This is a genomic window from Companilactobacillus paralimentarius, assembly GCF_963227125.1.
Lineage (GTDB): Bacteria > Bacillota > Bacilli > Lactobacillales > Lactobacillaceae > Companilactobacillus > Companilactobacillus paralimentarius.
The window spans coordinates 2,397,442-2,421,870 of record NZ_OY724131.1 but is presented as its reverse complement, the minus strand read 5'-3'; the positions used below and the strand labels follow the sequence as shown (position 1 = coordinate 2,421,870).

Genomic DNA, 24,429 nt, shown 5'->3' with positions numbered 1-24,429 from the left:
TGTTTACACTTAAATAGAACGTAAAAAAGATCCAAGATAATATTGCCATCAAAGTGATAGCGATTATCTTGGATCTTTTTGAAATCAAAGCAATTTAAGCTTTTTCTTTGTTTTTCCAGTCATCTTTCTTTTCATCCCAGTTTTCTGAGAGGGCATGTTTAGGAAGGATCAAGTTAAGAACGATACCAACAACTGTAGCAACACCAACTCCAGTGAATTGGAAGGAACCCATTTGAAGATAGGCATTACCAATACCGATAACAAGGATAACGGAAGCAATCATTAAGTTACGTTTTTCATTGAAATCAACTTTATTATCAACCAAAATTCTTAGACCACTTGAAGAAATAACACCGAATAACATGAAACTGATACCACCGATTACAGGTCCAGGAATAGTTTGAATTAAGGCACTTAACTTGCCGACAAATCCAAACAAGACAGCGAAGACGGCAGCACCGATAACGACATAAACACTGAAGATCTTGTTAACAGCCATGACACCAATATTTTCACCATATGATGTGACAGGAGGACCACCAAGAAAGGCAGCAACGATTGAGGCTGTACCATCACCAGCTAAAGTTTTGTGCAAACCGGGATCTTTGAAGAAGTCACGATTAGTTAATTCATCTAGTACCATGATGTGTCCCAAGTGTTCAGCCATAGTAACAAAGGCAATTGGCGCAAAACTCAGAATCGCACCCCAGTAAATTTGGTGAGGCATGTAGTTAGCAAACATAATATCGAAGGCAGGTAATTTAAACCAAGGTGTTGAAGCAACCTTAGAAAAGTCAACGATACCGCAGAAGACAGAGAGAATATATCCTCCAACAATACCTAAAAGAATAGCAATATTACTCCAGAAACTACGAAGATACATATTCAAAAGAACAGTTAGGAAAAGTGTAAACATAGCAATTCCGAAATACTTCAAGTCATAATGTGAACCATTCATCATGGCGTTATCAGCGGCACTTCCGGCAACTGACATACCGATAACAACGATGATAGGACCAACGACGATTGGTGGTAAAGCTTTATCGATCCAGTCGGAACCAGCGAAACCAACAATGATAGAAACAATTAAGTACACGCAACCAACAGCAATGGTACCTTGGGCGACACCTTGATACCCAACTGTTTTCATCAGCGAGACCATTGGAACAATGAAGGAAAAACTAGAACTCATGTAAGCTGGAATTTTTCTGTGTGTAATCAAAATATGAAGCAAAGTTCCGACACCGGAACTGAATAAAGCAATACTTGGATCCAATCCAACCAATAGAGGGACAAGGACTGTGGCCCCAAACATTGAGAATAAGTGCTGTAATGATAGGAAAGCCCAACTGCTTAATGGTGGCTTTTCATAAACATCCAAAACTGCGTCTGGATTACGATATTGTTCTTCGTTTTTACTCAAAAAAACATCCCCTTAGTATTTTTTTGTAAAAAAATAGTCCCCTATCCCGTGTATGCGAAATAAAAGACTGAACGTGTTTCCTTATTAGCCTCACGGGACCAAAATTTAAAGGATCATTTATTTAATTACACTTAATATAATTGAGTTGCATTGTAAAGTCAATAATGAAATACTAAAAGGAGAATTTAAGCGTTAACAAAGAGGAGATTTTTATGGTTGAATTATATATTGTGAGACATGGTGAAACAGACACTAACTCTGAGGCTCGAATCAATGGAATGTCTACCGACAAACCCCTAAACGCCAAAGGTATCAAGCAAATTGAGGAATTAGAAAAGCATATAGATATCACTGATTTTGATGAAGTTTATGCAAGTCCAATGAAGCGTGCAATGCAAACAGCTGAAATTTTGAATCAAGGGGCACACGAAATTCAACAGGATAAACGCCTTGTTGAAGCTGATTATGGTTCATGGGATGGTTTAAGAGAAGAAGAATTGATCGTAAAACATCCAGACGCCTTTGATGAAAATAAATATTTATTACCAAATTATACTAAGTACGCTGTTAATGGTGAAGAATATGCGGATGTTTACAAACGTGTTGAAGACTTCATGAATGACATGGCTAAAAAAGGTGACGAGAAGATTTTGATAGTTTGTCACGGATTCGTTAGTCGTTCGTTTGTTAAAGTCACGACTGGTGCTAAGGATATTTCAAACATCATTCAACCTGATAATGGTGGTGTATCAAAATATAAAGTTTCAGCTAGTGGCAAGAAGTATCTAATGTATTATGGACGTTTAAATAATATCGATTAGAGGATAGACAATGAGTCTGACTAATAAAGTTCCCGAAAAAGACGTTCAAACTACTTTTAACAACATCGCGGGTAATTATGATAAATTAAATTCCATTATGAGTTTGGGAACACATCAAAAGTGGCGTAAAAAGGCTACTGAAAAAATTGTCAATCATCCTCAAAAAGTGTTGGATCTCTGTTGTGGCACAGCTGACTGGACGATTATGTTAGGACGGAGATTCTATCATGCTCAAATTATTGGTGTAGATTTCAGTCAAGAGATGCTCAAATTAGCTCAACAAAAAGTTGCTCAGTCTAAGTTGACTAATATTATTTTGGAGACTGGCGATGCCATGCAATTGAATTTTGCAGATAATAGTTTCGATGTAGTCACAATCGGTTTTGGATTAAGAAATGTTCCCGATGCTAACAAAGTTTTGAGTGAAATCTATCGAGTTTTGAAGCCAGGTGGACAGTTGATCTGTCTAGAAGCCTTCAAAGTCGAAACGCCGGTTATAAAGTTAGGTTGGAAATTGTATTTTAATAAGTTAATGCCTTTAATGGGAAAAGTTTTTGCAAAGAATAAATCCGATTATCAGTACCTGGATGATTCAGTTAATCGTTTTGTTAGTATCAAAGAACTGTGCCAGATGATGCAAGATGCTGGATTCAAAAATATTGAAGTTACTGATTTAATGATGAAAGCAGCAGCTATTCATTCGACAGTTAAAAGTATTTAGACAAAACAAAAAGAACACCCGGGGAAGGTGTTCTTTTATTTTTTAGGGGATTAAATATATATGTTATAGGGGGGATGAGATGAGATATCTCTCATCTACAAGTAATACTATAAACAATAAGTGTGAACCAATTATATTGAAAATGTGAAGATTTTGTGAAGTTCTATTTTTTTAGAAATATTATTTTATAACTGTTGTAGCAAGCTAACAATTAAAAGAGGTGCTCAAAATGTCAAATATCAGAGATGTTGCAAAGATGTCAGGACATTCAGTTTCAACCGTTTCGAGGGTTATTAATAATCAAAGTTATGTTGCTAAGGAAACCAAAGAAGAGATTCTCAAGGCAATGAAGGAATTGAATTATCATCCCAATGATATTGCCAGAGCCTTAAGTACCGGCAAAACTTACCGTGTTGGCGTCGTTATGCCATATAGTAATCATCCTTATTTTCAAAAATTAGTTTCCGCTATTACTCAGGCAGCGTTCAAAGAAAATTATCAGGTTACATTATTGCCTTCACATTATAATGTTAAAAGTGAAATCAAATGTTTAGAAATGTTAAAGCATCAAGCATTTGATGGATTGATTTTTACCTCTAGAGCTATTCCATTTGAGACTATTGTCGAATATCAAAAGTATGGCTCGATTACTTGCTGCGAAGATACCCTGAATTATCCGATTTCATGTGCTTATACTGATCGGGAAAAATCTTATGTAGATGCTTTTGAATTATTAAAGAAATTAAAATTTCAAAATATAGGCGTTACGATAAGTCGTAACGAACAAACAAGTCGAAGCGCTAAATCAACAGTGGATTCTTATTACAAAGTGTTTGAAAAAAGGTGTCCAGAAAAACTATTAGTTAGAAACATGCAATTTTTCAAAGATGGAATTCAAGCGGCTAAGGAATTAACTGCCCAAAATCCAAATCTAGATGCAGTTTTCGCCAATGGAGACCAAGTTGCAGCTGGAATTATTTATCAGTTGAAGAAAATGCAGATTGATGTTCCTGTTATAGGTCAGGAAAACTTAGATTATAGTTACTTGATGAATTTCTCGACCATTGATCATAAGCTGAATGAAATTGGAGAATATGCTTTTTGGTCTCTTTTTGAAAAGAAAATTGTTAAGAAGTTAATTCCTGCCGAATTTATTTTACGAGGAGCATTGATATAAAGCAGCAAATAAAAAACACCCTTTTTTCGGAAAGGGTGTTTTTCTAGGGGATTAAATATTGTTTATAGGGGGGATGAGAAAAGAGTATTGGCTCTTATCTACAGTTTATATATTACTGGCTTATCAGGAAATTATAGTTGTTTGAAAATTATAAAACATTTTTGGATAGCCCATAGTTGATAAGTCTTTTATATTTTTATAAATTCTTTGTCCTTTTGTAACTTTAAAAGTTACATCCCATGAGAGCAGAAAACTACTCTGCAAAGAATAGTATATCGTATTTTACGACTAACTACTACTAACTGGCACGTAAAAGACAATAAAAAAAGTACCTCGGGGAAAGGTACTTTTTATTTAGGGGATTAAATATATATATGTTATAGGGGGGTGAGAAAAGGGATTATCTATATCTCTCATCTACAATTTATATAATACTCAACCTTTATGAATTAAATATTTATAAAATGTGAAGATTTTGTGAATTCATATAAATTTACCATTTTTAGGTGGAAATGATGGTAAGATGCCGTCCTCCACAACAAGAAAATTTGGCTGGAACGCCATGGGCCGACTTGGAGCTAATTATTTCACACTTCGTGCAAAATAATGGATCTCTAAGTTCGGCCTTTATCTAAGCAATAAAGTGCTAAGATAAATCTCATGGCTGAGCCAATTTTCTTGTTGTTCCGGACTAAATCCTGTTTCGTTTCTTAGGTATTGTAAAACCTAAATGAATATACATTAGTCAATATCGATATGGTGTTCTGAGCTAGTTTTCTTTTCTAACTTAGGAAGGTTAACCTTCAAGACACCATTGTCATAGTTGGCTTTGATGTTCTCAACGTCAGCTGCTGGTAAGTGATATTGTCTCATGAAGCGGCCGCTTGAGCGTTCGGACATAATCATGTCACCGTTCTTATCGTTATGATCATTGAAGCTGTCACGACGACCACTGACGGTTAAAATGTTATCTTGGTAATTGATGTCGATATTCTTCTTATCGAAAGCAGGCATATCAATATGTACTTCATAACCCTTATCAGTTTCCTTAATGTCAGTCTTTAAGTTAGAACCTTCTAAAGCACTATCTTTGAACAATGATGGAAAACTGTTCATCCAATTGTCTCCATTGAAAAAGTCTCTCATTAAATTGTTACGATTCATAATTTCATTTGTCATAAATAATTACTCCTTTTTAATAGAATAAATTTTTAGCACTCGATGAAGTTGAGTGCTAATGAAACTCCAAAAAAATAAGCGTAAAGCATTAGTCGATATCGATATGATGTCCAGAATTAATCTCCTTATTCATCTTTGGAAGAGTGATTTCCAAAACACCTTTATTATATGTAGCTTTGATATTATCTTGATCGACTTGTGGCAATCTGTATTGTCTCATGAAATGACCACTTGAGCGCTCCGACATAATTACGTCGCCATCTTTATCGTTGTGATCGGTAAAACTATCGCGGTGACCACTGATAGTTAAAATATTGTTATCGTAAGTGATATCAATATTCTTCTTATCAACTGCGGGAAGATCAACGTGTAATTCGTAATTTTGATTATTTTCTTTAATATCAGTCTTTAGTGTTGAATCTTCTGGGAAATTATTGTCAAATATAGATGGAAAATTATTCATCCAAGAGTCACCGTTAAATAAGTTTCTCATTAAATTATTACGATCCATAATTTCATTTGCCATATATCATTACTTCCTTTCCCTTGATTACAAATACAGTATAAAACCTGAATTATGGAAGTTCAAGAATTTAGCACTCTTAATTGACGAGTACTAAATTTTGCAAAAAGTAAGTAAAATATAACTGTAAATTATGTGATACAATTAACATGGTAAAGAAGAGGATGTTAAGATGACTAAATTAGTTATGAGACGTATATATGACAAAAATTTACCATCAGGGTATCGGGTGCTGGTAGATCGACTTTGGCCACGAGGAATGTCTAAGGTACGTGCAGACCTTGATTTATGGGCAAAAGAGATAGCCCCATCAGCAGAATTGCGTAAGTGGTTTGGACATGATCCTGAAAAATACTTAGAATTCAAAAATAAATATTTGGATGAGATTAACAATAATCCATATACCAAAGAATTTCTAAAGTCCGTAAAAGAGGCTCTTCAAACACAAGATGTACTAATACTATATAGTGCAAAAGATGAAGAACATAATGACGCTGTAGTGCTAATGGAATATCTAAATTCAAATATTTAAGTACTGTAGATTGGTTGGCTAACAATTATGGAAGAATTTGACTTGCAGTCTTTATTATCTAGTAGTGATAAGCTATTGATCCATCTGTTGCAAGCGTATGCACAGACTAATGATATAGCTATATTTGTGTTAAACAATGAGGATCATTTACAGGCTGGAATTTTTGGTAAGCTAACAGAGAAAAGTGAATTAACTAGAATAAATAAAGCTAGGGACTTATCTAAGTTGAGCATCAGCAAATATAAGTATGGCATGGAATATGCTGACGCACCGTTGCGTGTTGCTATAATCAATCAACGGGTAGGAAAGATTTGTGTCGCTCAGGACATTGTAAAAAATACTGATCCGAGTAACATCATAGTAATTCAAAAATTACAGCAACAAGTTGAGTATTTAAAATACTTATTTGAGAGTGTATCTAAATTGATCATCAAAGAGAAAGGGATTGGTGATTTCATAATTAAGTATTCATTGGACGTCGATGAAGCGATTGATGATCTCGATAATAATGAGAGTGGTGCATTGAAGAGAATCAGACATTTATCAACATCAAATGAATCGATTATTGCAGCAATTGAGTTTATTGATAGTAATTTAGATAAACGTTTAACACTCGATCAAGTATCGGGAAAAGTTTATTTGTCAGATTATTATTTCAGCAAACTGTTTAAGAGGGAAACAGGTTTGAGTTTTTCGGTATATTTGAATGCCCGAAAGATTCAAAAGGCTATGATTCTGTTAAAGGAATCGGATGACAGTATTAATGAGATTTCAGATGCGTTAGGTTTTACTAGGTTGAGCTATTTCAGCCAGACATTTAAAAAGTATACCGGCTATGCACCAACGAAATATCGTATTGATGGAAAAGAGTAATAATAAAAATGTAGGGGGCATTCTTACTAATGCTTCCTACATTTTTTGTTTGCCTCATAATTATTTCGATGTGTAAACGATAATTAGACGTGTGTATAGGATTTATGTACAAATCATCTTTTTTTATGAAAAAAATTGTAGTAGAATTTAAACTTAATGTAAATTACTTGTTTCTGTGTAATTTAAGGAGAGATTTTTATGAAAAATGTCTTTAAGAAGGAATCCGTCGACACATACATCAAGGCGGATTCGAGACTAACAAAGAGTTTGGGTGCAAGGGATCTTTTGTCACTTGGGATTGGTGCCGTAATTGGAACTGGTATTTTTATTTTGCCAGGACATGAAGCGGCGTTACACGCTGGTCCAGCGGTGGCGATAGCGTTCTTGATTGCTGCACTGGTCTCTGGCTTAGTCGGCATGGCTTATGCTGAATTTTCATCGGCAATGCCTGTCGCAGGTTCAGCTTATTCATTTGGTTCCATTATTTATGGTGAAATAGTCGGCTGGATTCTAGGTTGGGCTTTAATTTTGGAATACTTTTTAACTGTTTCAGCGGAAGCAGTTGGTTTTGCTTCATATTTTAACAACAATATTTTAGGAGCCTTTGGAGTACATCTACCTAAGTTCTTATCGGCAGGTCCTCTGGAAGGTGGTGGAATCAATATTTCGGCGACGTTGATCGTCTTATTGATTGCTATCATCATTTCCCACGGTGCCAGTCTTTCTAAGAAAGTTGAAAACGTTGCGGTTGTTATCAAAGTAGCGATTATCGTCCTCTTCGTTGTGGTCGGTTTCTTCTATATTAAGACTAGCAATTATGTACCATTCTATCCTAAACAGTTCCATACTGAACCCTTTGGATTAGGTGGAATCTCGACAGCTTGTGCTACAGTCTTCTTTGCTTTCGTTGGATTCGATGCTTTGGCAGCCAATTCAGCGGAGACCATTAATCCGAAAAAGGATATGGTTAAAGGAATTCTGGGAACAGTTATTGTTGCAGTAATCTTGTACGTTTCCTTCTCACTTGTTTTAACCGGAATCGTCAATTATAAGGACTTAAACGTTGATGATCCAGCCGCTTATGCGTTGAAAGTCGTACATCTGGATACTTGGAATAAACTGATTACCATTGGTGCCTTAGTCGGTATTTTCACATCATTGTTGACGATGTTCTTTGGTGGATCTCGTCTAGTTTACGCTTTGGGCCGTGATGGATTGTTACCTAAGAAAATGGGACAAGTCGACTTCAAATATTCAGTTCCAAAGAATGCCATTCTGGTGGCAACAGTAGTTCAGGCATTCTTTGCGGGCTTAGTGCCATTGACTGAATTGACATCATTGATCAATGCTGGAACGTTGTTGGCCTTCGTCTTTATTTCCTTTGGAATTATTCCTCTACGTCATCGTAAAGACATTCCTAATACAGGTTTCAAGATGCCTTGGTATCCATTCCTACCAATTTTTGCTGGGGTAGCTAGTTTATACTTCTTATTGATGTTGCCAGCTATTTCTAAAATCAGTGTTGGAATTTGGATCTTGATTGGAATCGTTGTTTACTTCACTTACAGTTTGAAACATTCGAAATTGCAAAATAAAAAATAGCTTCCTGACGGAGGCTATTTTTTCTTGCTCTTGGGAGCTCTGTTATTGTTGATAATATGAATAATTAGGGTAACGATGATGGCACCAACTAAGACACCTACGAAGACAAGATTAGGTATTTCGATGTCAATCGCTGGAATCGACAAGAATAATTTTACCGAAATGAACATGATCAAGAAGTAAGCCATACCGTTTAGTTCAGGAATCTTACTCATCAAGCCCATGATTAGTTCAGCGATACCTCTCATAGCTAGGATACCAATTATACCACCAATTAAGACGATAACCGGGTTACTGGAAATGGCTAGTGAGGCCAAAACAGAATCAATTGAGAAGACGATATCCATTAATTCAATTGAGATAACGACTTGCCAGAATCTGGAAATGTGAAGATGTTTTTCAAAGACATTCTCTTTTTTAGGTTCTGTTGGAACCTCAACCTTCTTGTTCTTACTAAAGAAAAAGTGATTTAAGAAGAGATAGAACAAGTAGGCGGCACCAAAGACTTTGATCCACCAGAAATTAATCAAGTAGACCCCGACACCGATAACTAAGAATCTAAAGATATAAGCACCGAATAGTCCGTAAAATAATGACTTTTCTTGTTCAACTTTGTTAGGCAGTGATTGTGTTTGAGCGGCCAAAACTACCGCGTTGTCGACTGACAACATACACTCCATGACTACCAATGATAAGATAACTAACCAATCTTCCCCCGATTCAATAACAGTTGCCCAGTTATGAAGATCAAAGAATGGACCGTACATATTTACTAATGCATTCAATCAGTATTCCTTGCTTTCTATTTGTATTGTTGGGTAAATGATACCAGATTAGAGGATCGATTTACAATTAAGGTTTGAAAAAGAAAATGGAAGTATACTTCCATTTTGATATAAGGAGTAAATAAAAAAAGCAGTTCCCTCATTTTCGAAGAAACTGCTCTTTAACTTTTAAGCGGTTGGCACAAATGTTGTATAGATTAACCAAATATTCAAAATAGTTAGCACTACCGCAACAAAGTAACCTAGATATTCAATAAATTTATTATTGGCAAATTCACCCATAAGTTTCTTGTTACTGGAGAATCTGATCAATGGGAAAATTGAAAATGGTAAAGCGACACTCAAGAATACTTGTGACAATGTCAAAAGTGATTCAATCTTAGCTTCGTTACCGTGGAAAATAATGGCAAACGAGATAACTGGAATAATGGATAGAAGACGAGTAATAACACGTCTTGCCCATAGTTTCATCTTCATATGGATGAAACCTTCCATAACAATTTGTCCGGAAAGTGTACCAGTAATAGTTGAGTTTTGACCAGATGCCAATAGGGCAACGGCAAACAAAATACTTAGTACGGGACTAGCAACTGCACCGGCAACCTTTGGATTTTGAAGGGCGTTAAATAGATCAACGAAACGTCCCAAATCACTATTTGTACCATAGAACAATGCGGCACCAAGTAGTAATAGCAATGTGTTAACGACAAAGGCTAATGTTAATTGGATATTTGAATCCCAAGTTGAAAATCTAACAGCTTGATGAATACTCTTTGGATCATCACGGTCATATTTTCTAGCCTGTGAAATAGATGAGTGCAAGTACAAGTTATGAGGCATAACTGTCGCACCAACAATACCTAATGATAGGTAAAGCATACTCTGATTTTGTAAAATCTTAGGTTCGGGGATGAATCCGACCATCATTTGACCAACATCTGGTTTAGCCAAAATAACTTCGTACAAGAAGACTAATAGAATAACCATAATAAGTGTGGCTACGATAGCTTCAATTTTTCTGAATCCTAGTTTCATCAAGACCAATAGTAATAGAACATCAAAGGCCGTGATGATAACACCCCATAATACCGGTATATTAAATAGCAATTTCAAGGCAATCGCTGAACCAATAATTTCGGCGATATCGGTTGCCATGATAGCCAATTCGGTGATGATCCATAAACAGAATCCTCCGACTCGACTAGTTCGATCTCTCGTTAGTTGTGCCAAATCTCTTCCGGTCACGATACCTAGTTTAGCTGACATGTATTGTAGTAGCATCGCAATTAAACTAGAAATCAAGATAACGGATAGTAATTTGTACTTAAATTGGGCACCACCGGCGATAGATGTTACCCAGTTACCGGGATCCATGTAACCCACGGCGACCAAGGCACCTGGTCCACTATATGCTAACAAGGTTTTAAAGAAACCTGCGTCTGTCGGAACATCAACGGTATCATTAATTTCTTCCAAGGAAGGACCGTTAGCGTAATGAATTAGGCTTTCGTGTTTTTTATTTTTTTCACTCAAGCTGTTCTCCCCCTTTTTATTCTCAACATATAATATCATGTTAGAGGTGTCTTTTAAACCCAGTAAACTTAATAATTAGGACAACTTAACAAAATAATATTAAAAGCTGTGATTTCAAAGGATAGATGACGGTTTAGGGTAATAATTCTGTGCCAATAATGTTATTAATAAACAAAAATTTATGTTTAAATGCATAATTTTACGTTTCTAATACGCAACTTCATGTATTTGTCACACTGTTACGATACAATATAGATGTAATGGAAATAGTAAGGAACAATATTTTAAATTTTTTAGAAAAGGGATAAAGTCAAAATGAATGTAATTTTAATAATAGTTGATATCATCTTTTTCCTTGGTGCAGCCTTCAATGTGTATTGGCAGTCCCAAATTGAAATCAAATCAATTTATAAGGTTTCATCGCTGATCTTTGCCGCCTTCATTGGTGCCTGGCTACTTTTCTCACCAACAAATCAATTATCTTACATCATCATGGTTGCTTTATTCATGTTACTTAACATTATGAATGGTGTTGGGGGAATTGGTTCGAAGAAAATCGTCATCAACGGATTCTATTCGGGTGTTTTGGATTACTCGCAAATCATTCACGTAACTTTGATACCAATCGAGTTGCAAGGTAGTAAACCAAAAGTAGCAGTCATTTTTAATACAAAGAGACCACAACAAGTGGAAATGAATTTTAATGTGTCATATAAAGAGATTCAAAAATTCTTAGATAAAAAATTATCCAATGAAGTTTCAGTTGAAGTTGGACAAATATAGAAATGGAAGAGACCTCGTTTGAGGTCTTTTTTAGTGGGTAAATATGTCGTCTTCCACAAAAAATCTGTGGGCCGCTGGAACGTAGCGGACGCGACTTGAAGCTAATGATTTTTTGTTCCAGACTAGATTCTGCTTCTAAATTTAGAATTAAAAAACGACGTCTATTCAGGAATCTCAATTCACTTTAATTTTGTGGATTGATTAATCTGAATGGACGTCGTTTATTTTAATAGCCATATCTGATATTTGATAATTGAGTTAATTTTTGTAGTTTAGATTGTTGTTCTTCTGTTAATGAAATTTTGTTCTTATGAAGTGCGTTAGAAATTGATATGTTCATCCTACTTAAGATGTAGGGAACGGCGGATCCTCTTTTTTCTAGTTCATCTTTGAATTCGATTAGTACCTCTTGTAGAGGTTGTTTGTTGGCATCGGTATTTAAATTATTAAGTAAGTCATCGATGATAGCAATTGCTTCATCACCACGATCTTTGCCACCAGCAAACCAAGTTAGTTTAGCCATTTGTTTTGTCACCTCCTTTATAAGAAAAATAGGGTTGTCGATATTATATTCAATAATTGATGTGAAAGGATATTACTGTAAATATTCTTAGTTTTTTCGAAGATAGTTGTTAGGAAGGTGCTGGTATGGTAAATCGTATTTTTTGGTAATGCGAATTAACACGTATAAGATAGCTCCAAACATAATTAGTGTAAAGACGATATTGCCTGATTTTGAGACCATGGTTAAGGCATTTAGCTGTATAAATATCGGTAGTAGTAAAAGGAGTATTAGTTGGATTATTTTTTGCGGCATGATATCTCCTGTGTTGTTAAGAAATTTTAGAGCCAATTAAAGAGTGAACCAAGTCCCAAAATGATAAAAGTGATTGCAAGTATAAATGAGAACCAAATTGCCATCGGTGAAAATGCTGATGTGGATTTGCCACCTGATGTTTTGATAGTTTTGAAATAATTCGTTGTTGCGAAAAATTGCCAGATACCAATAATAATGAATAGTGTGCTAAATATGTTTTTCATAATATTCACCCCGTATCATAATTGATTCTTTACACTGATAATTTTAACAACTGTGTGATTATTTAGAGTTGAAATATCTTGGATGGGGTGGTTTTATGTCTTGAAAAGGATAAAAATAAAAGGACTCGAGCGTGATTGCTCGAATCCTTTTGCTTTAAATATTAGTGATAGATTGCAGTTTCTTCTTTAATTTAGTAGCTTTCCCTATGGAAAATTTTTTAATAGTGCCATTCTTTAATAGAATTTGACGGGATGGAAAATCAATCTGTCTGATGTTGATTGGATTGATAAGACAGGAACGACTAATTCTAAATAAGAAAGTGTATTTCTTTTCTAAATCATTGAGTTTGCCATAGAATTCGTATTGACCATTATCGGATATAAAGATTAATTGGTGAGGAATTTTGGACGATTCGATTGAATAAACTTCATTTTGATTAAAATTAAATATTTGCGTACCGATTTCAAAGACAAAGTTTTGCTGATGATATTCTAATGATTTTTTAATTAGCTTTTCTACATAAGTAAGTGTGTCATAAATTTCGTCACGATAGGCTTCGAGGTCTTGTTGTTTCTCGATAAAACCAATGGCACCAACCTTTCGCTTGAGAGTTTCTGGTGCTAACTCCTCATGCGTAGTAGTAAAAATAATATTGGCTTCTACATCAAATTCTCGAATTCTTTTTGCCAAATCGATACCGTCAATTTTTGCTTGTAAGTCGATATCCAAAAAGTAAATTCCACGGTTAGGTTGGGATGTTCGTAAGTACTGAAGAATATCTCGAGGGCTTTGAGCAGTACGTTCAATTTCGAAGAAATTATTATGAAAGAGGAGATAGTTTTCAATCAGAGTATTGAGTTGTTTCAGCTCGATTGGATTATCTTCACAAATAATAATAGGATAACTCATTTTTTCCCTCCTGATTTTGTAATGGTAAATTGCATGCTGAACCAATTATTGCGGGTATTGTAGGAAGCCAAAAGGTTTTTATACTTCTTTTTAATATCTTGGATGTTAATCATACCAAGCCCGTCATGATTCTTCTTGGAAGAAAAGCCATATTGTTCAATTTTAGAAACGGAAATGTGTTTGACAATAGTGTTCTTAATCGAGATTTCTAATTGTCCATCAGTGTTAATCAGGATAATTTGGATCTTGCCATTTGGCTGTTCTTTAACCGCTTCAATGGCATTATCAATACTAGCTCCCATTAGTCTTATGAGGTCAAAAATATTGATACTTACATTGTCGATATCACTTTTGCATTCAAAATAGCAGTCGATATTGTTAGATTTAATAGTTTTCAATTTACTGATCATGAGTGACTTAATATAGGGATTGGAGATGTATTCCAAATCTTTAAAGTCATCCATAGAAATATTACTGAAGTATTTAGTTGAGTAACCTTCCAATTCGTTTAGTGAGCTTTTCAAATCATTGTTGTTATTGGTAATAGCAATTTCGTTTAAACTGTTAAGAATATTTTTGTAATCATGGCGAAATTTATGCATTTCTTTTTGGTCACTATCAAGCTGTTTAGTATAATCGCTTAAATTATCTAATTGTTCAGCCATCAATTTCTTTTCGTAAGCTTCCTTTTGACGGACATTCTCATGAATGAAGATGAAGGCAATAGCGATTCCTTGGACAATCAGAAAAATTAGAATACCTGTTGTTAAGTCTAAATAAGCTTTGAATTTTTGGATAAAATACATAAAGGCAAGTATGACCATAGAAGAATAGGTTAAAACTATGCTCAGGGATGGTGAATTAAAATTTTGAATGAGACTATTCAACTTAAGTTTTTTAAAGATAAAAATAATTATTAGCAAAATAATAAACTGAATCAAGAGCGTACCAGTTATTAATAATAAATCGTTTATTTTATAAACAAGATAGATTTTTGTAATAATAACGGAAGCAATTATTGAAGAAGTGAATTCGAATAGAAGTGCCAGCAATATGGAATTTACCAGGTAATATTTGTTAGAATTTTTGTTTCTTAAAGAGAAGTAAATGACCACTAGAAGCACTAAATAGACGGTGTCGTTGACAAATACGGCAATAAAAATGGCGGCAAAATAAAAGGCGGGAAGAAAGAGTATCTTTTTGTAAAGTGGAATTAATTTCATATCGTAAACAGAATTAAATGCTAAAAAATAAAAGAGATACGAGATAAACATATTTAAAATAAACAATCGAGTATCCACAGTAATCAATGTTCATCACTCCCCAGTGAAAAAAGTATATTTATATCGTAACAATGAAAAGATAAGTTGACCAATACCAATTTTTTCATTGGGGATGTTGATAACGGTATTCGAGGATATTTTTCACAAAAAAACTGAAAGCTGAATTAAAATTATTATAAGAAGTGACCAAGAAAGGATCAATTATGCCTAGTAAAAATGAAAAAGAAGAAGAGATTTTATTGAGTGAGCTTTATGATTTTGTTTTGAATCCTAATATTTCTGACGATGAACGTAAGATTGGACTCATGGCTAAAGCTGATTTGGAAAAAGGAAGATACACCGTAGCCGTTCTCAATCAAATAATTGTAAGTTTTCAACAGTTAGACTTGAAAAATAAGGGATTAACACCTGATGCTTCTCACTTTTACGATGTAGTCAATCCAATTTTGATCAAGATGAAACCTATCGGAACTAACTTGGGATATATAGGTTTTAACAGCAGTTATTTAAGTTAAAAATTGGGGGATATAAATGTTAAAAAGTCGGGAATCACAACTAAAATATTTAATAACTTCATCATTGAACGATGAAGCTGTACAAAACAATGAAGAATTAACTGAAATTTTGCGTAACGCACAATTCAAATTAGATAAAGGCGATGCTGAAAATATAGTGGCAACTAAATTGGAACATGCGATTAGTACTTATACATTTACGCATGGCTTAAAAGTACCTAAATCAATTGTTGAACTATCAAAATTTTTGCAAAATGATACTAACAAATATAAAGGGTTTATGTCGATACTTACTTGGTTCGCTAACTAAATTCATACACGGGGAGAGATGTCTATGCTAGATATAAAAACAACGAAGAAAGTTATTCACGAGTTATATAATGCTTTACATGCACATCCAGATCAATCACCGTATTTATTGAATATCACAGATGTATTAAGTCAGGTTTATATGAAATTGGATACAGTTGATAATCCTGAAGCGTGGTTAAGTAGATTGGTAAATTACATATATATGGAAGCTTTCGGTCGAGTTCATTTTTCTAGGGAAGAAGATATCCTTTTGATTGAGTTGGGCGACCTCTCAAAGAGATCAGGACTCAATGGTAGAAATCGAGCAAACTTTAATGATAAATCTCAATTTTACGGTTTGTTTGAAAAAATGCCTCGTCGTTAATTGGATTGAAGTCAATATTTGAGACAGGTTTTAAGAGACATTCAGAACCGCGTTTACCTTCCACAGCTCAAATAAATCATTAATCGTGATTAATAACTTATTTGAACCCTGGAAAGCATTAAATCAGGCGGCCATTTGGCTCGCAAGTGTTGCGATTTCAACTTGTAAGGGGGTCTGGTAGCCCAGTGAACTATGAATTCTCTTCCTATTGTAGAAAGCATGCACATATTCAAAAAGGACAGCAGCGGCAGTTTCATAATTCTCAAAGACCGGCACTGGATAAACACATTCCTTTTTGAGGGAAGCATGAAAAGATTCCATTGGTGCATTATCGTATGGACACCCCTTACGGCTGTAAGAGTGGCGGATATGTAGTTCTGTTAACCGTTGGTTGTAATCATCGCTGGTGTACTGTGATCCTAAGTCTGTGTGGATAATCAGGTCCCCAGTAATGGTTCGATTTTTAACCGCGCTTTCCAGGGTCTTTAAGACTAAATCAGTATCCATCTTTTTTGAGAATGAATAGCCGATAATTCGTCTTGAGTGCAGATCCATGATGGTTGATAAGTAACACCAGCCATTACGCTTCGTTTGAATATAGGTCATATCAGCGGTCCATTTTTGATTTAAACCAGTGGTCGAGAAATCCTGCTTAAGCAAGTTGGGACGCTGTTCAACCTTGGTTTTGGAAGCCGAAGCCGCTTTCCATTTATTGACGGTAACGGAGTGGATATCCAGTTCCTTCATGAGCCGGGAAATCCGTCTTGGGCTGCACCGACGCTGCAGTGGTTGAAGTTCCAGATTCAATTCATGGTGGATCTTCATAACACCGTATCGCTGCTTAAATTCCGCAAAGATCCGCAGAATCCGTTGTTTTAAGTCCGCATCTTCGGCCCGGCGTTTTGAAGGCTTTGGGGATCGATAACGATAATACTGAGCTCTGGAAACACCGAGGATTCGGCACATCTTAGTTACCTGGTGGTGATGGCTTTCTTGGTGAATGTAATCAAAAATATTGGTTACTTCTGCGCAAGGAAGCCCAGGGCTTTTTTTAGGATTTCGTTCTCCTCAGACAGGGAAGCCAGCCGCTTTTCCATCGCTTTAATTTCGTCTGGCAATTTACCGGATTGAGTTTTGGTTTGGCCCTGGATCCACTTATGAACGGTTGAATAGCCAATGCCATATTCTCTGGCCAGTTGGGCAGCTGATTCGCCTTGCTTATATAGGTTGATGATGTTTTGTTTGAATTCTTTGTCGTAACGAGTTGGCATGTAAAAATTCCTTCCTTTTGAGAGACGATTTATTCATTATACCCTCTCTTAAAAGTTGTCTCAGGAATCAGCTTACATCCAGTAGAGATGAATTTAGTTCTTTGAGTAATTTGTTTAATGATTTTATTTCGTTGATCTTTTGAGATTTACGCATGAGAGTCCTTTCTATAATTTTGAAACAAAATAGTTTTAATTATAGTAGAAATAGTGATTCCTTGATTTAAAAGGATATTAACGTTGGGAAAAACCGTATAAACGTGAGAAATATTTAGTATGGTCTATAATATAGTTAGAAGCTAAAGATTGGGGATGTGAGTATGGAGAATCAAGAATTGTTCGATCTAATCGATACGGCATATAATGAGGATCTTTCTGAGCAACCTAAAGAGTACAAGGATTCACTTTTGAAAGCTGCTCAAAAGTTGTTAGCTGGTGGAAAAGAAGTTGAGGTATGTGCCGATATTTACCAAAGTTGCCACGACAATTACATCGTTCCTATGGGATTGCCTAGGAATAATCGAGCACTATACCAATATATAAAAGATAAGTTACACAACCCTAGTGAAAAAGAAATGCGTGATTTGAATCTGGGTTATGGATTGATTTCAACCAATATTACTTTTGGTTCAATAAATTAAAAAAGCAAACCTGTTGTGGTTTGCTTTTTTTGTACAATTTGTAATTAGAAATAATTTAATATGGTTACTTGAATTCTAATTATCCAGTAGTAGAATATATAATTAAATCAAGATGATATTTATATATTGGTATTTGTGGGGGTATTGATTATTAAATGTTTTTAATACTTGATTGCTAAGTAAAGCAGAATATCTCTCGTTATGATATTTGGAAAAGGGGAACTATGGCAAATTTATCGTTACGTTTCACTTCTAAAGGGAAGATGATTTTGTACTTCCTACTATCGATTGTGTATGCTTTTGGAAATGTGGTCATCGCTTATATTACTAAGATCATGTTGAATATGGCACAGTATCGGCAAGGAAGTGTCAAACAATTAATAACCGTCGCAGCAAGTGGTGCTTTAGCAATTATTTTAATTATGTTTTTCAATTTTGCCTATCGTTACCTCAAATTTGATATTGTCAAAGACATCAATGTACATTTGAAAGCAAAGACAATGGCCTACCTGATTGAACAGCAAGATGATTCACAAAAAGATGGTCTGAGCCTGATGACTAATGACGTTAAACAAATTGAAACTTTAAAAATATTAAACGAATTAACCATAATTACTGAATTCATGTCTTTTGTAGTCTCAGTCACAGTTGGTTTACTTAATTCTTGGATTTTAACATTACTATTCATCGTTACAACGGTAATTCCAGGTTTTGTTCAGAAGTTCTTTACCAAAAAGATTCAATCCAAGTCAGAAGCTTGGGAAAAGGCTAATGCTAGTTATACCCAGAATGTCAGCGATGGTTTAAATGGTGCCGCAACTGCTGATTTGTATGATGTTCAAATCCCAATCGTCGGTAGAGTCGTTGATGGTGCTAAGAGAATGGAAAATGCGCTTAAGAGTTTGAATTATACTCAAGCTGTAGCAGGTGAAATTATTATGGCCGTAGCGGAGATTTTTAGTTTTATTATTCCTTTCTTAGTCGGTGCCATTTTGATGTTCCAAGGTCATATCGGTGCTGGTACTTTGGTCATGATCGTTCAACTTTCCAATGATTTTGTTAATCCAGTTGTCAACATTTTTCAACAGATTAATTCAATTCAATCAACTAAACCTATGTGGGATAAGGTTGAGAAAGCTTTGAAATTTGATGAAGCAAAACCTGCATCAGTTAATAATACGAAGTTTACGGGATTGGATGTTGATAATCTAACTTATAAACTTAAAGATAAGACTTTATTTTCGGATTTGGGACTTTCAGTACATCCGAATGAAAAAGTTTTGTTGATGGCACCTAGTGGTTGGGGTAAAACTACTCTTTTGAGATTGATATTAGGTAAGCTCAAGCCTAATAATGGGAAAGTTTATGTTGATAAAATTGATGTGACAGGTGATTGGCAAAAAGCTCACGACAGTTTCAGCTATGTAAATCAGAAACCATTCATTTTTGATGATACGTTGAAATTCAATATTTCTTTGGGGAGAAAAGTAACTGATTCTGAAATGGAAGAAGCGGTTGAAAAATCAGGATTATTTAGTTTAGTTGGGGAAAAAGGATGGGATTATCAAGTTGGTGAGAATGGAGCCAATCTTTCTGGTGGTCAGATTCAAAGAATTGAAATTGCACGTGCCTTACTTTCCAAACGACCAATCCTGTTGGCAGATGAAGCAACTAGTGCTTTGGACCCAGAATTGTCATTGGCAATCCACAATACAATATTGAAAAATCCTCAAATTGCGGTTATTGAAGTCGCACATAAAATCTCTGAACAAGAGAAGTCTATGTTTGATCGTATAATTCAATTTGAGTGATAAAAATCTTTTGTATTTAAAACAAATAATAGCAGGTAATCAAATTACGGTTCTTTCTTAAATTTGGTTGTAGCTAAATACCAACTAATATGGTTGAAATATGCCGTCGTCCGCAAAAAATCTGTGGGCCACTGGAACGTGGTGGACACAACTTCAAGCTAATAATTCCGCACTTTGTGCGAAATCATGGATCTTGAAGCTCGGTCTTTTACTAACCTTGCTACGCAAGCTAAGTAAAATTGCACCACTGAGGGCCCACAAATTTTTTACTACCGATTGGTTCCTTAGTTCTAGTATTGTGGATATTTTAGTATTTTTAATCTACGAATATAGAAATTAAATCAAAAGAACGGCCTCAATTAAGTATTCAAGATATATCTTCTACTTGAATTTCTTAATTGAGGCCGTTTCGTCTTATTAGACTAAATTATTTTACAAAATTACATGTTAAACATACTTAGCTCAAGAAAAATAATTGAAATATTATTTAGTCTGGAGTAAGAATTGGAAATGTGTTCATCTATGACGTTATTGTTAGCGGCTTCGCCGCTTACAATAAGGCTGATCTTGGAGATCCATAATTTTGCCGAAGGTGAAATTATTAGCTTCAAGTCATGCCCATAGCGTTCCAACACATTTCCAATTCTTGCGGAAGACGGGAATTTAAGCACATTTACACTTTAACCAAATTTGAGCAAGAACCAAATTATGATTACCTGCTATTATTTTTCTTTTCTATTGAAGAATGTTTGTGATAGCTGATACTTCATCACTACTGAAATCAAGATTATCTAGTGCTTTGAGATTGTCATCTAAATGATCAATGTTAGTTGTTCCAATGATGACACTGGCAACTACAGGATCTCTTAATAACCATGCTAGTGCTAATTGACTAAGTGTTTGGTTACGACTTTGAGCGATGTCGTTAAGCTTATTTAGTTTTTTAACTAGAGCATCTTTACCATCTGCAAAGAGTTCCTCGTTAGTAGGATGGATCTTGAAACTTTCAGGAATACCGTTAAGATATCTATCTGATAATAATCCTTCGGATAGAGGTCCATAAGCAATAGCACCGGCACCAGCATCTTTAAGGACGTCGATTAGACCACTATCTTCAACATGATGATTCAAGATATTCATGCTCATTTGATCCAAAACAAATGGTGTGCCTAATTCTTTAAACATCTTAATAGCTTGTTTCATTTCAGGAACTTCGAAATTGGAGACTCCAACATATAGAGCTTTACCAGATTTGACAATATCATCTAAGGCTCTGACGGTTTCTTCGACTGGAGTTGTATCGTCATAACGGTGAGCGTAGAAAATATCAACATAGTCTAGTTGAAGTCTTTCTAGAGAACCATCAATATCTTGTAACAATGATTTTCTTGAAGTCCCAACACCATAAGGGCCATCGTGGATTTCATAACCGGCCTTAGTTGAGATAACTAATTCGTCACGGTATGGTTTCAAGTCACTGTTTAAAATTTGCCCCAACAATGTCTCGGAACTACCTAAACCATATTTAGTGCCGTCGCCATAATGGTTAGCAACATCGAAATGGAAAACACCTTTGTCAAAGGCGTGCAAAATAACTTGTTTACGTTCGCTCAATGGATCAGCACTACTGAAGTGATGCCAGAGTCCAAGTGAGATTGGTGGCAACATCAAACCAGTTTTACCAGCATGGCGAATATGGTTTCCTTGATAACGACTATCTGAAGCTCTATACATAGAATCATCCTTTCGTAAAAAAAACTCATTAGCTCAATAATATGTCATTGGAAACGTTTACGCAATGATAAGAAAAATATAAAGAAATGAATTATTTACTAGTATGGAGCGTTAAATATGGTAAACGTAATTGATAATCGTCGAAGAAGTCACTTTTGAGTTTTCCAAATTCATCAATCAAAGCATGGAGTTCTTCAGCTTGCTTGGATGTTAATTTGAAATCTCGTTCAACGGCATTTTTCAATTGCATGTAAGTTGGTTTTTCAGTGAAAGTATGTAAATGACGGAATAACTTCATGGAATAATTGTCAGCAACAAAGGTTGGACGATGAAAGTAGTAGAGTAGTAAGACATCGGCCGTCTCATTACCAACGCCTTTGAGAGCGACCAATCGTTTACGTAATAAGTTGGTATGGAGTTTCTCCCAATCAGCAAAATCATTTCGATAGGCCGTCAGTAGCGACCGTAAGTAGATGGCCTTATTATGAAAGAAGCCACTAGGTTGAATCAATTCTTGCAACCGGTCTTGTGGTACAGCCAGCATTTTATCGACTTCAAAGTTGGTTGCTTGTTTGAGATTAGCTAACGAACGATCGGCGTTTTTCCAGTTAGTATTTTGAATCAAGATCATACCAGTTAACATTTCTTCAGTATTTTCAGCGGGCCACCAGTTTTGCTCGCCTAATTTTTGATGCAGAATATCTAATAAATCATATATCGTAATTTGTTTGTACAAAGTGAGTATCCCCCTAAACGTTATTATCCACTTGATAGCTAAATTTGTCCGAAATTACTTCTTGGAGACGTTTTCATAGACATATGGTTTTATTTCAGAAAATAAATTGTGTTATCATATTTATCGCTGAGTTAATTACAGGGGGTGTAATTATGTTAGGGACAATTTTTGTGATTGGTTCAATAGCCTCCTTGATTCTTGAGAAATATGTTTTAGCAAATAATTCACATATATGGTTAGGAGCTATTGTGCCGGTATTATCAATTGGATTCATCATCTGGTTGATGTTATCTAGCCTAATGCAATTCAACGCTACAAATATTCTACTTGCGATCATCTACGTATCGTTAAGTTTCATTTTCTGGGGACAAGGGAATGATTTGTATCATCAAAGAGTCGTTCGTGAAGTTTATGAATCAAGTAATTTGTAATAAGAAGTTCTAAGTGAAGAGTAAATTCTTTACTTAGAACTTTTTTTTTGCTAGATTTGCTTCGAATTTAGCAAAATGTTTATTAAACATTGTGATATACTAATTTAATTAGAAATAATTTAATAATTAAATTCGAGGCTATCTTATGTATAAGAGACTCTTCAATCAATTAAATAAAATTTTATTAGTAAAGTTTGCGGGAACTTTTGGTAGTGAAATGCTACAATTTGCAATCAGCCTTTATATTTTGAAACGTACTGGTTCCGCTCTTAGTATGGGAGTTTCGTTGATCACAGGTCCACTTGTTGATGTCGTTATAATGCCTTTTGTCGGATACATCGTTGATACAGTACCCCATAAAATGATAATGATAGTGTCACAAATCGTTACTAGTGTTTCGTTATTAGTATTCAGCCTCTGTTTCAATTTGTGGCCTGCGGGATACTTTTACATTCTGATCGGATTAATTATTATGTTGGAAATTACAGATTGTCTTCTGAGCACAACAATTCAATCCAGCTTAATTCAACTTTTTCCTAGTGATGAATTACAAAAAGTTAATTCATTAAGTCAGTCAATTACCTCATTAGCAGAGTTCTTGGCACCAATTTTAGGCGCGATGCTTTATACAATGGTCAATATCGTGGTATTTGCTGACTTAGAAATTATTTTTGAAGTAATTGCTTTATTGGGAATTTTAGTCTTGAAATTTGACTATAAGAAAACTGAAAAAATAGTGGATGAGGAAGCTTCTGAGGAAACTGCTAATAAGACTTCAATAATAGGAAACTTTTTAGATGGTTTCCGTTATATGTTGAAGCAAAAATTGATTTTTATTTTAACCTTATCCTCTGGAGCTTTGAATTTTTTCTTTGCGTCCATGAATATCGGTTATCCATACTTGTTAGTTAAGACGTTGAAGTTATCAAACGTACAATATGGTATGACTGATTCCGCGATGGCTGTCGGAATGATACTTGGCGGTTTGATTTTAAGCAAAATTCATCTACGCTTCAATACAATCATGTTTTCTTATGTAGCGTTGATAGTCTTTTCCATTATTGTGTCATCAGTCGGATTATCGACAATAACGAACTTCAAGGCTCAAGTCATCACGATTATTTTTATCATTATCAATGCAACTAATGGCTGTTTGTTAACATTCATGAATACACCGCTAGATACCTTCTTACAAGAGACTGTACCACCAGATATGCAAGGACGAGTGTTCAATATAGATGAGACTTTGAGTACTGTCTTGATGCCTCTTGGAACGATGTTCTTTGGTGTATTGTTTGACCATTATAACGCCGTTATAATATTCTTTGCGGCAGGGGCAGCTATGTTATTGTTAGCAATAGTCACAATTTGGATAATTTTGAAGAAGGACTATTTGAAGAATCAAGGCACTATTAATAATTAAAAAAAGCG

Annotated in this window: 27 protein-coding genes; 14 read left to right on the top strand and 13 right to left on the bottom strand. The window is 35.0% G+C overall.

Annotation, left to right across the window (positions count from 1 at the left end; genetic code table 11):
• Positions 1-94: 94 nt before the first annotated feature.
• On the bottom strand, positions 95-1,423 hold the full coding sequence (locus tag ACI6PB_RS11945) for a uracil-xanthine permease family protein (RefSeq protein WP_404327473.1): 1,329 nt from the start codon (positions 1,421-1,423) through the stop codon (positions 95-97).
• 212 nt (positions 1,424-1,635) lie between these two features.
• Between ACI6PB_RS11945 and ACI6PB_RS11940 the strand changes: the two genes are divergently transcribed.
• The 3 genes from ACI6PB_RS11940 (at position 1,636) to ACI6PB_RS11930 (ending at position 4,142) form a co-directional block, all read left to right on the top strand.
• The gene (locus ACI6PB_RS11940; protein WP_309510654.1) at positions 1,636-2,244 is read left to right on the top strand and encodes a histidine phosphatase family protein; all 609 of its coding nucleotides are present in this window, start codon (positions 1,636-1,638) and stop codon (positions 2,242-2,244) included.
• 10 nt (positions 2,245-2,254) lie between these two features.
• Complete coding sequence (gene ubiE, locus ACI6PB_RS11935) at positions 2,255-2,965, top strand: bifunctional demethylmenaquinone methyltransferase/2-methoxy-6-polyprenyl-1,4-benzoquinol methylase UbiE (RefSeq protein ID WP_309510655.1); 711 nt, start codon at positions 2,255-2,257, stop codon at positions 2,963-2,965.
• Positions 2,966-3,194: 229 nt separating this feature from the next.
• On the top strand, positions 3,195-4,142 hold the full coding sequence (locus ACI6PB_RS11930) for a LacI family DNA-binding transcriptional regulator (protein ID WP_309510656.1): 948 nt from the start codon (positions 3,195-3,197) through the stop codon (positions 4,140-4,142).
• A 741-nt stretch (positions 4,143-4,883) separates the two neighbouring features.
• Here ACI6PB_RS11930 and ACI6PB_RS11925 read toward each other — a convergent pair.
• Both ACI6PB_RS11925 and ACI6PB_RS11920 read right to left on the bottom strand, forming a co-directional pair.
• The gene (locus tag ACI6PB_RS11925) at positions 4,884-5,321 is read right to left on the bottom strand and encodes an Hsp20/alpha crystallin family protein (protein WP_309510657.1); all 438 of its coding nucleotides are present in this window, start codon (positions 5,319-5,321) and stop codon (positions 4,884-4,886) included.
• A gap of 88 nt (positions 5,322-5,409) precedes the next feature.
• Positions 5,410-5,847 (bottom strand): Hsp20/alpha crystallin family protein, encoded by a 438-nt coding sequence (locus tag ACI6PB_RS11920; protein ID WP_309510658.1) that lies wholly within the window; start codon positions 5,845-5,847, stop codon positions 5,410-5,412.
• Between the two features lie 169 nt (positions 5,848-6,016).
• Between ACI6PB_RS11920 and ACI6PB_RS11915 the strand changes: the two genes are divergently transcribed.
• The 3 genes from ACI6PB_RS11915 to ACI6PB_RS11905 all read left to right on the top strand — a co-directional run bounded on the left by ACI6PB_RS11915 (position 6,017) and on the right by ACI6PB_RS11905 (position 8,851).
• Complete coding sequence (locus tag ACI6PB_RS11915) at positions 6,017-6,376, top strand: DUF488 domain-containing protein (protein WP_025085909.1); 360 nt, start codon at positions 6,017-6,019, stop codon at positions 6,374-6,376.
• 42 nt (positions 6,377-6,418) lie between these two features.
• Positions 6,419-7,249 (top strand): AraC family transcriptional regulator, encoded by an 831-nt coding sequence (locus ACI6PB_RS11910; protein ID WP_309510659.1) that lies wholly within the window; start codon positions 6,419-6,421, stop codon positions 7,247-7,249.
• Between the two features lie 198 nt (positions 7,250-7,447).
• The gene (locus ACI6PB_RS11905; RefSeq protein WP_025085911.1) at positions 7,448-8,851 is read left to right on the top strand and encodes an APC family permease; all 1,404 of its coding nucleotides are present in this window, start codon (positions 7,448-7,450) and stop codon (positions 8,849-8,851) included.
• Positions 8,852-8,865: 14 nt separating this feature from the next.
• Here the strand turns inward: ACI6PB_RS11905 and ACI6PB_RS11900 are convergent, their stop codons facing one another.
• Both ACI6PB_RS11900 and ACI6PB_RS11895 read right to left on the bottom strand, forming a co-directional pair.
• The gene (locus ACI6PB_RS11900) at positions 8,866-9,636 is read right to left on the bottom strand and encodes a DUF475 domain-containing protein (protein ID WP_404327472.1); all 771 of its coding nucleotides are present in this window, start codon (positions 9,634-9,636) and stop codon (positions 8,866-8,868) included.
• A 168-nt stretch (positions 9,637-9,804) separates the two neighbouring features.
• Positions 9,805-11,208 carry an Nramp family divalent metal transporter gene (locus tag ACI6PB_RS11895; RefSeq protein WP_162200761.1) on the bottom strand — a complete coding sequence of 468 codons (1,404 nt, stop codon included), beginning with the start codon at positions 11,206-11,208 and terminating at the stop codon, positions 9,805-9,807.
• Between the two features lie 276 nt (positions 11,209-11,484).
• Here ACI6PB_RS11895 and ACI6PB_RS11890 point away from each other — a divergent pair, with 276 nt between their 5' ends.
• Positions 11,485-11,952, top strand: a complete 468-nt coding sequence (locus tag ACI6PB_RS11890) for a hypothetical protein (protein ID WP_025085914.1) — start codon at positions 11,485-11,487, stop codon at positions 11,950-11,952.
• A 226-nt stretch (positions 11,953-12,178) separates the two neighbouring features.
• Here ACI6PB_RS11890 and ACI6PB_RS11885 read toward each other — a convergent pair whose 3' ends face one another.
• The 4 genes from ACI6PB_RS11885 to ACI6PB_RS11870 form a co-directional block, all read right to left on the bottom strand.
• Positions 12,179-12,475, bottom strand: a complete 297-nt coding sequence (locus ACI6PB_RS11885) for a bacteriocin immunity protein (RefSeq protein WP_025085915.1) — start codon at positions 12,473-12,475, stop codon at positions 12,179-12,181.
• 320 nt (positions 12,476-12,795) lie between these two features.
• A complete protein-coding gene (locus tag ACI6PB_RS11880) occupies positions 12,796-12,993 on the bottom strand; it encodes a hypothetical protein (RefSeq protein WP_025085916.1) in 198 nt (65 codons plus the stop codon).
• A 154-nt stretch (positions 12,994-13,147) separates the two neighbouring features.
• Positions 13,148-13,903 (bottom strand): DNA-binding response regulator, encoded by a 756-nt coding sequence (locus ACI6PB_RS11875; protein ID WP_309510661.1) that lies wholly within the window; start codon positions 13,901-13,903, stop codon positions 13,148-13,150.
• A complete protein-coding gene (locus ACI6PB_RS11870) occupies positions 13,900-14,709 on the bottom strand; it encodes a sensor histidine kinase (RefSeq protein ID WP_404327471.1) in 810 nt (269 codons plus the stop codon). Before ACI6PB_RS11870 ends, ACI6PB_RS11875 begins: the two co-directional genes overlap by 4 nt.
• A 677-nt stretch (positions 14,710-15,386) precedes the next feature.
• Here ACI6PB_RS11870 and ACI6PB_RS11865 point away from each other — a divergent pair.
• Genes ACI6PB_RS11865 through ACI6PB_RS11855 form a run of 3 tightly spaced genes read left to right on the top strand, consistent with a single transcriptional unit; the run spans position 15,387 to position 16,377 of the window.
• Positions 15,387-15,701 (top strand): bacteriocin immunity protein, encoded by a 315-nt coding sequence (locus ACI6PB_RS11865; RefSeq protein WP_082603715.1) that lies wholly within the window; start codon positions 15,387-15,389, stop codon positions 15,699-15,701.
• A gap of 16 nt (positions 15,702-15,717) precedes the next feature.
• Entirely contained in the window at positions 15,718-16,011 is a 294-nt protein-coding gene (locus tag ACI6PB_RS11860; RefSeq protein WP_025086400.1) for a bacteriocin immunity protein, read from the top strand.
• Between the two features lie 24 nt (positions 16,012-16,035).
• Positions 16,036-16,377: a bacteriocin immunity protein gene (locus tag ACI6PB_RS11855; protein WP_034544572.1), complete on the top strand. Its 342-nt coding sequence runs from the start codon at positions 16,036-16,038 to the stop codon at positions 16,375-16,377.
• 123 nt (positions 16,378-16,500) lie between these two features.
• On the opposite strand, the gene ACI6PB_RS11850 is transcribed toward ACI6PB_RS11855, so the two are convergent.
• Together ACI6PB_RS11850 and ACI6PB_RS11845 are read right to left on the bottom strand one after the other, a co-directional pair.
• The gene (locus tag ACI6PB_RS11850; protein ID WP_309511212.1) at positions 16,501-17,379 is read right to left on the bottom strand and encodes an IS3 family transposase; all 879 of its coding nucleotides are present in this window, start codon (positions 17,377-17,379) and stop codon (positions 16,501-16,503) included.
• 17 nt (positions 17,380-17,396) lie between these two features.
• Positions 17,397-17,648: a transposase gene (locus tag ACI6PB_RS11845; RefSeq protein ID WP_404327470.1), complete on the bottom strand. Its 252-nt coding sequence runs from the start codon at positions 17,646-17,648 to the stop codon at positions 17,397-17,399.
• A gap of 317 nt (positions 17,649-17,965) precedes the next feature.
• On the opposite strand from ACI6PB_RS11845, the gene ACI6PB_RS11840 reads away from it, so the two are divergent.
• A complete protein-coding gene (locus tag ACI6PB_RS11840) occupies positions 17,966-18,286 on the top strand; it encodes a bacteriocin immunity protein (protein WP_082604605.1) in 321 nt (106 codons plus the stop codon).
• A gap of 224 nt (positions 18,287-18,510) precedes the next feature.
• Positions 18,511-20,097, top strand: coding sequence for an ATP-binding cassette domain-containing protein (locus ACI6PB_RS11835; RefSeq protein ID WP_404327469.1), 1,587 nt, complete (start codon positions 18,511-18,513; stop codon positions 20,095-20,097).
• Positions 20,098-20,832: 735 nt separating this feature from the next.
• Here ACI6PB_RS11835 and ACI6PB_RS11830 read toward each other — a convergent pair.
• Positions 20,833-21,831 (bottom strand): aldo/keto reductase, encoded by a 999-nt coding sequence (locus ACI6PB_RS11830; RefSeq protein ID WP_404327468.1) that lies wholly within the window; start codon positions 21,829-21,831, stop codon positions 20,833-20,835.
• Between the two features lie 91 nt (positions 21,832-21,922).
• A complete protein-coding gene (locus ACI6PB_RS11825) occupies positions 21,923-22,567 on the bottom strand; it encodes an endonuclease III domain-containing protein (protein ID WP_404327467.1) in 645 nt (214 codons plus the stop codon).
• 152 nt (positions 22,568-22,719) lie between these two features.
• Here ACI6PB_RS11825 and ACI6PB_RS11820 point away from each other — a divergent pair, with 152 nt between their 5' ends.
• Both ACI6PB_RS11820 and ACI6PB_RS11815 read left to right on the top strand, forming a co-directional pair.
• Positions 22,720-22,998: a hypothetical protein gene (locus tag ACI6PB_RS11820; RefSeq protein WP_025085732.1), complete on the top strand. Its 279-nt coding sequence runs from the start codon at positions 22,720-22,722 to the stop codon at positions 22,996-22,998.
• 145 nt (positions 22,999-23,143) lie between these two features.
• A complete protein-coding gene (locus tag ACI6PB_RS11815) occupies positions 23,144-24,421 on the top strand; it encodes an MFS transporter (protein WP_025085733.1) in 1,278 nt (425 codons plus the stop codon).
• Positions 24,422-24,429 lie beyond the last annotated feature (8 nt).

Bases quoted from the DNA above. Each gene is read 5' to 3' on its own strand.
- ACI6PB_RS11940 (WP_309510654.1), top strand. From the start codon at position 1,636: ATGGTTGAATTATATATTGTGAGACATGGTGAAACAGACACTAACTCT.
- ubiE (WP_309510655.1), top strand. From the start codon at position 2,255: ATGAGTCTGACTAATAAAGTTCCCGAAAAAGACGTTCAAACTACTTTT.
- ACI6PB_RS11930 (WP_309510656.1), top strand. From the start codon at position 3,195: ATGTCAAATATCAGAGATGTTGCAAAGATGTCAGGACATTCAGTTTCA.
- ACI6PB_RS11925 (WP_309510657.1), bottom strand. From the start codon at position 5,321: ATGACAAATGAAATTATGAATCGTAACAATTTAATGAGAGACTTTTTC.
- ACI6PB_RS11920 (WP_309510658.1), bottom strand. From the start codon at position 5,847: ATGGCAAATGAAATTATGGATCGTAATAATTTAATGAGAAACTTATTT.
- ACI6PB_RS11915 (WP_025085909.1), top strand. From the start codon at position 6,017: ATGACTAAATTAGTTATGAGACGTATATATGACAAAAATTTACCATCA.
- ACI6PB_RS11905 (WP_025085911.1), top strand. From the start codon at position 7,448: ATGAAAAATGTCTTTAAGAAGGAATCCGTCGACACATACATCAAGGCG.
- ACI6PB_RS11895 (WP_162200761.1), bottom strand. From the start codon at position 11,208: ATGATATTATATGTTGAGAATAAAAAGGGGGAGAACAGCTTGAGTGAA.
- ACI6PB_RS11890 (WP_025085914.1), top strand. From the start codon at position 11,485: ATGAATGTAATTTTAATAATAGTTGATATCATCTTTTTCCTTGGTGCA.
- ACI6PB_RS11885 (WP_025085915.1), bottom strand. From the start codon at position 12,475: ATGGCTAAACTAACTTGGTTTGCTGGTGGCAAAGATCGTGGTGATGAA.
- ACI6PB_RS11880 (WP_025085916.1), bottom strand. From the start codon at position 12,993: ATGAAAAACATATTTAGCACACTATTCATTATTATTGGTATCTGGCAA.
- ACI6PB_RS11875 (WP_309510661.1), bottom strand. From the start codon at position 13,903: ATGAGTTATCCTATTATTATTTGTGAAGATAATCCAATCGAGCTGAAA.
- ACI6PB_RS11870 (WP_404327471.1), bottom strand. From the start codon at position 14,709: ATGTATTTTATCCAAAAATTCAAAGCTTATTTAGACTTAACAACAGGT.
- ACI6PB_RS11860 (WP_025086400.1), top strand. From the start codon at position 15,718: ATGTTAAAAAGTCGGGAATCACAACTAAAATATTTAATAACTTCATCA.
- ACI6PB_RS11855 (WP_034544572.1), top strand. From the start codon at position 16,036: ATGCTAGATATAAAAACAACGAAGAAAGTTATTCACGAGTTATATAAT.
- ACI6PB_RS11845 (WP_404327470.1), bottom strand. From the start codon at position 17,648: ATGCCAACTCGTTACGACAAAGAATTCAAACAAAACATCATCAACCTA.
- ACI6PB_RS11840 (WP_082604605.1), top strand. From the start codon at position 17,966: ATGGAGAATCAAGAATTGTTCGATCTAATCGATACGGCATATAATGAG.
- ACI6PB_RS11835 (WP_404327469.1), top strand. From the start codon at position 18,511: ATGGCAAATTTATCGTTACGTTTCACTTCTAAAGGGAAGATGATTTTG.
- ACI6PB_RS11830 (WP_404327468.1), bottom strand. From the start codon at position 21,831: ATGTATAGAGCTTCAGATAGTCGTTATCAAGGAAACCATATTCGCCAT.
- ACI6PB_RS11820 (WP_025085732.1), top strand. From the start codon at position 22,720: ATGTTAGGGACAATTTTTGTGATTGGTTCAATAGCCTCCTTGATTCTT.
- ACI6PB_RS11815 (WP_025085733.1), top strand. From the start codon at position 23,144: ATGTATAAGAGACTCTTCAATCAATTAAATAAAATTTTATTAGTAAAG.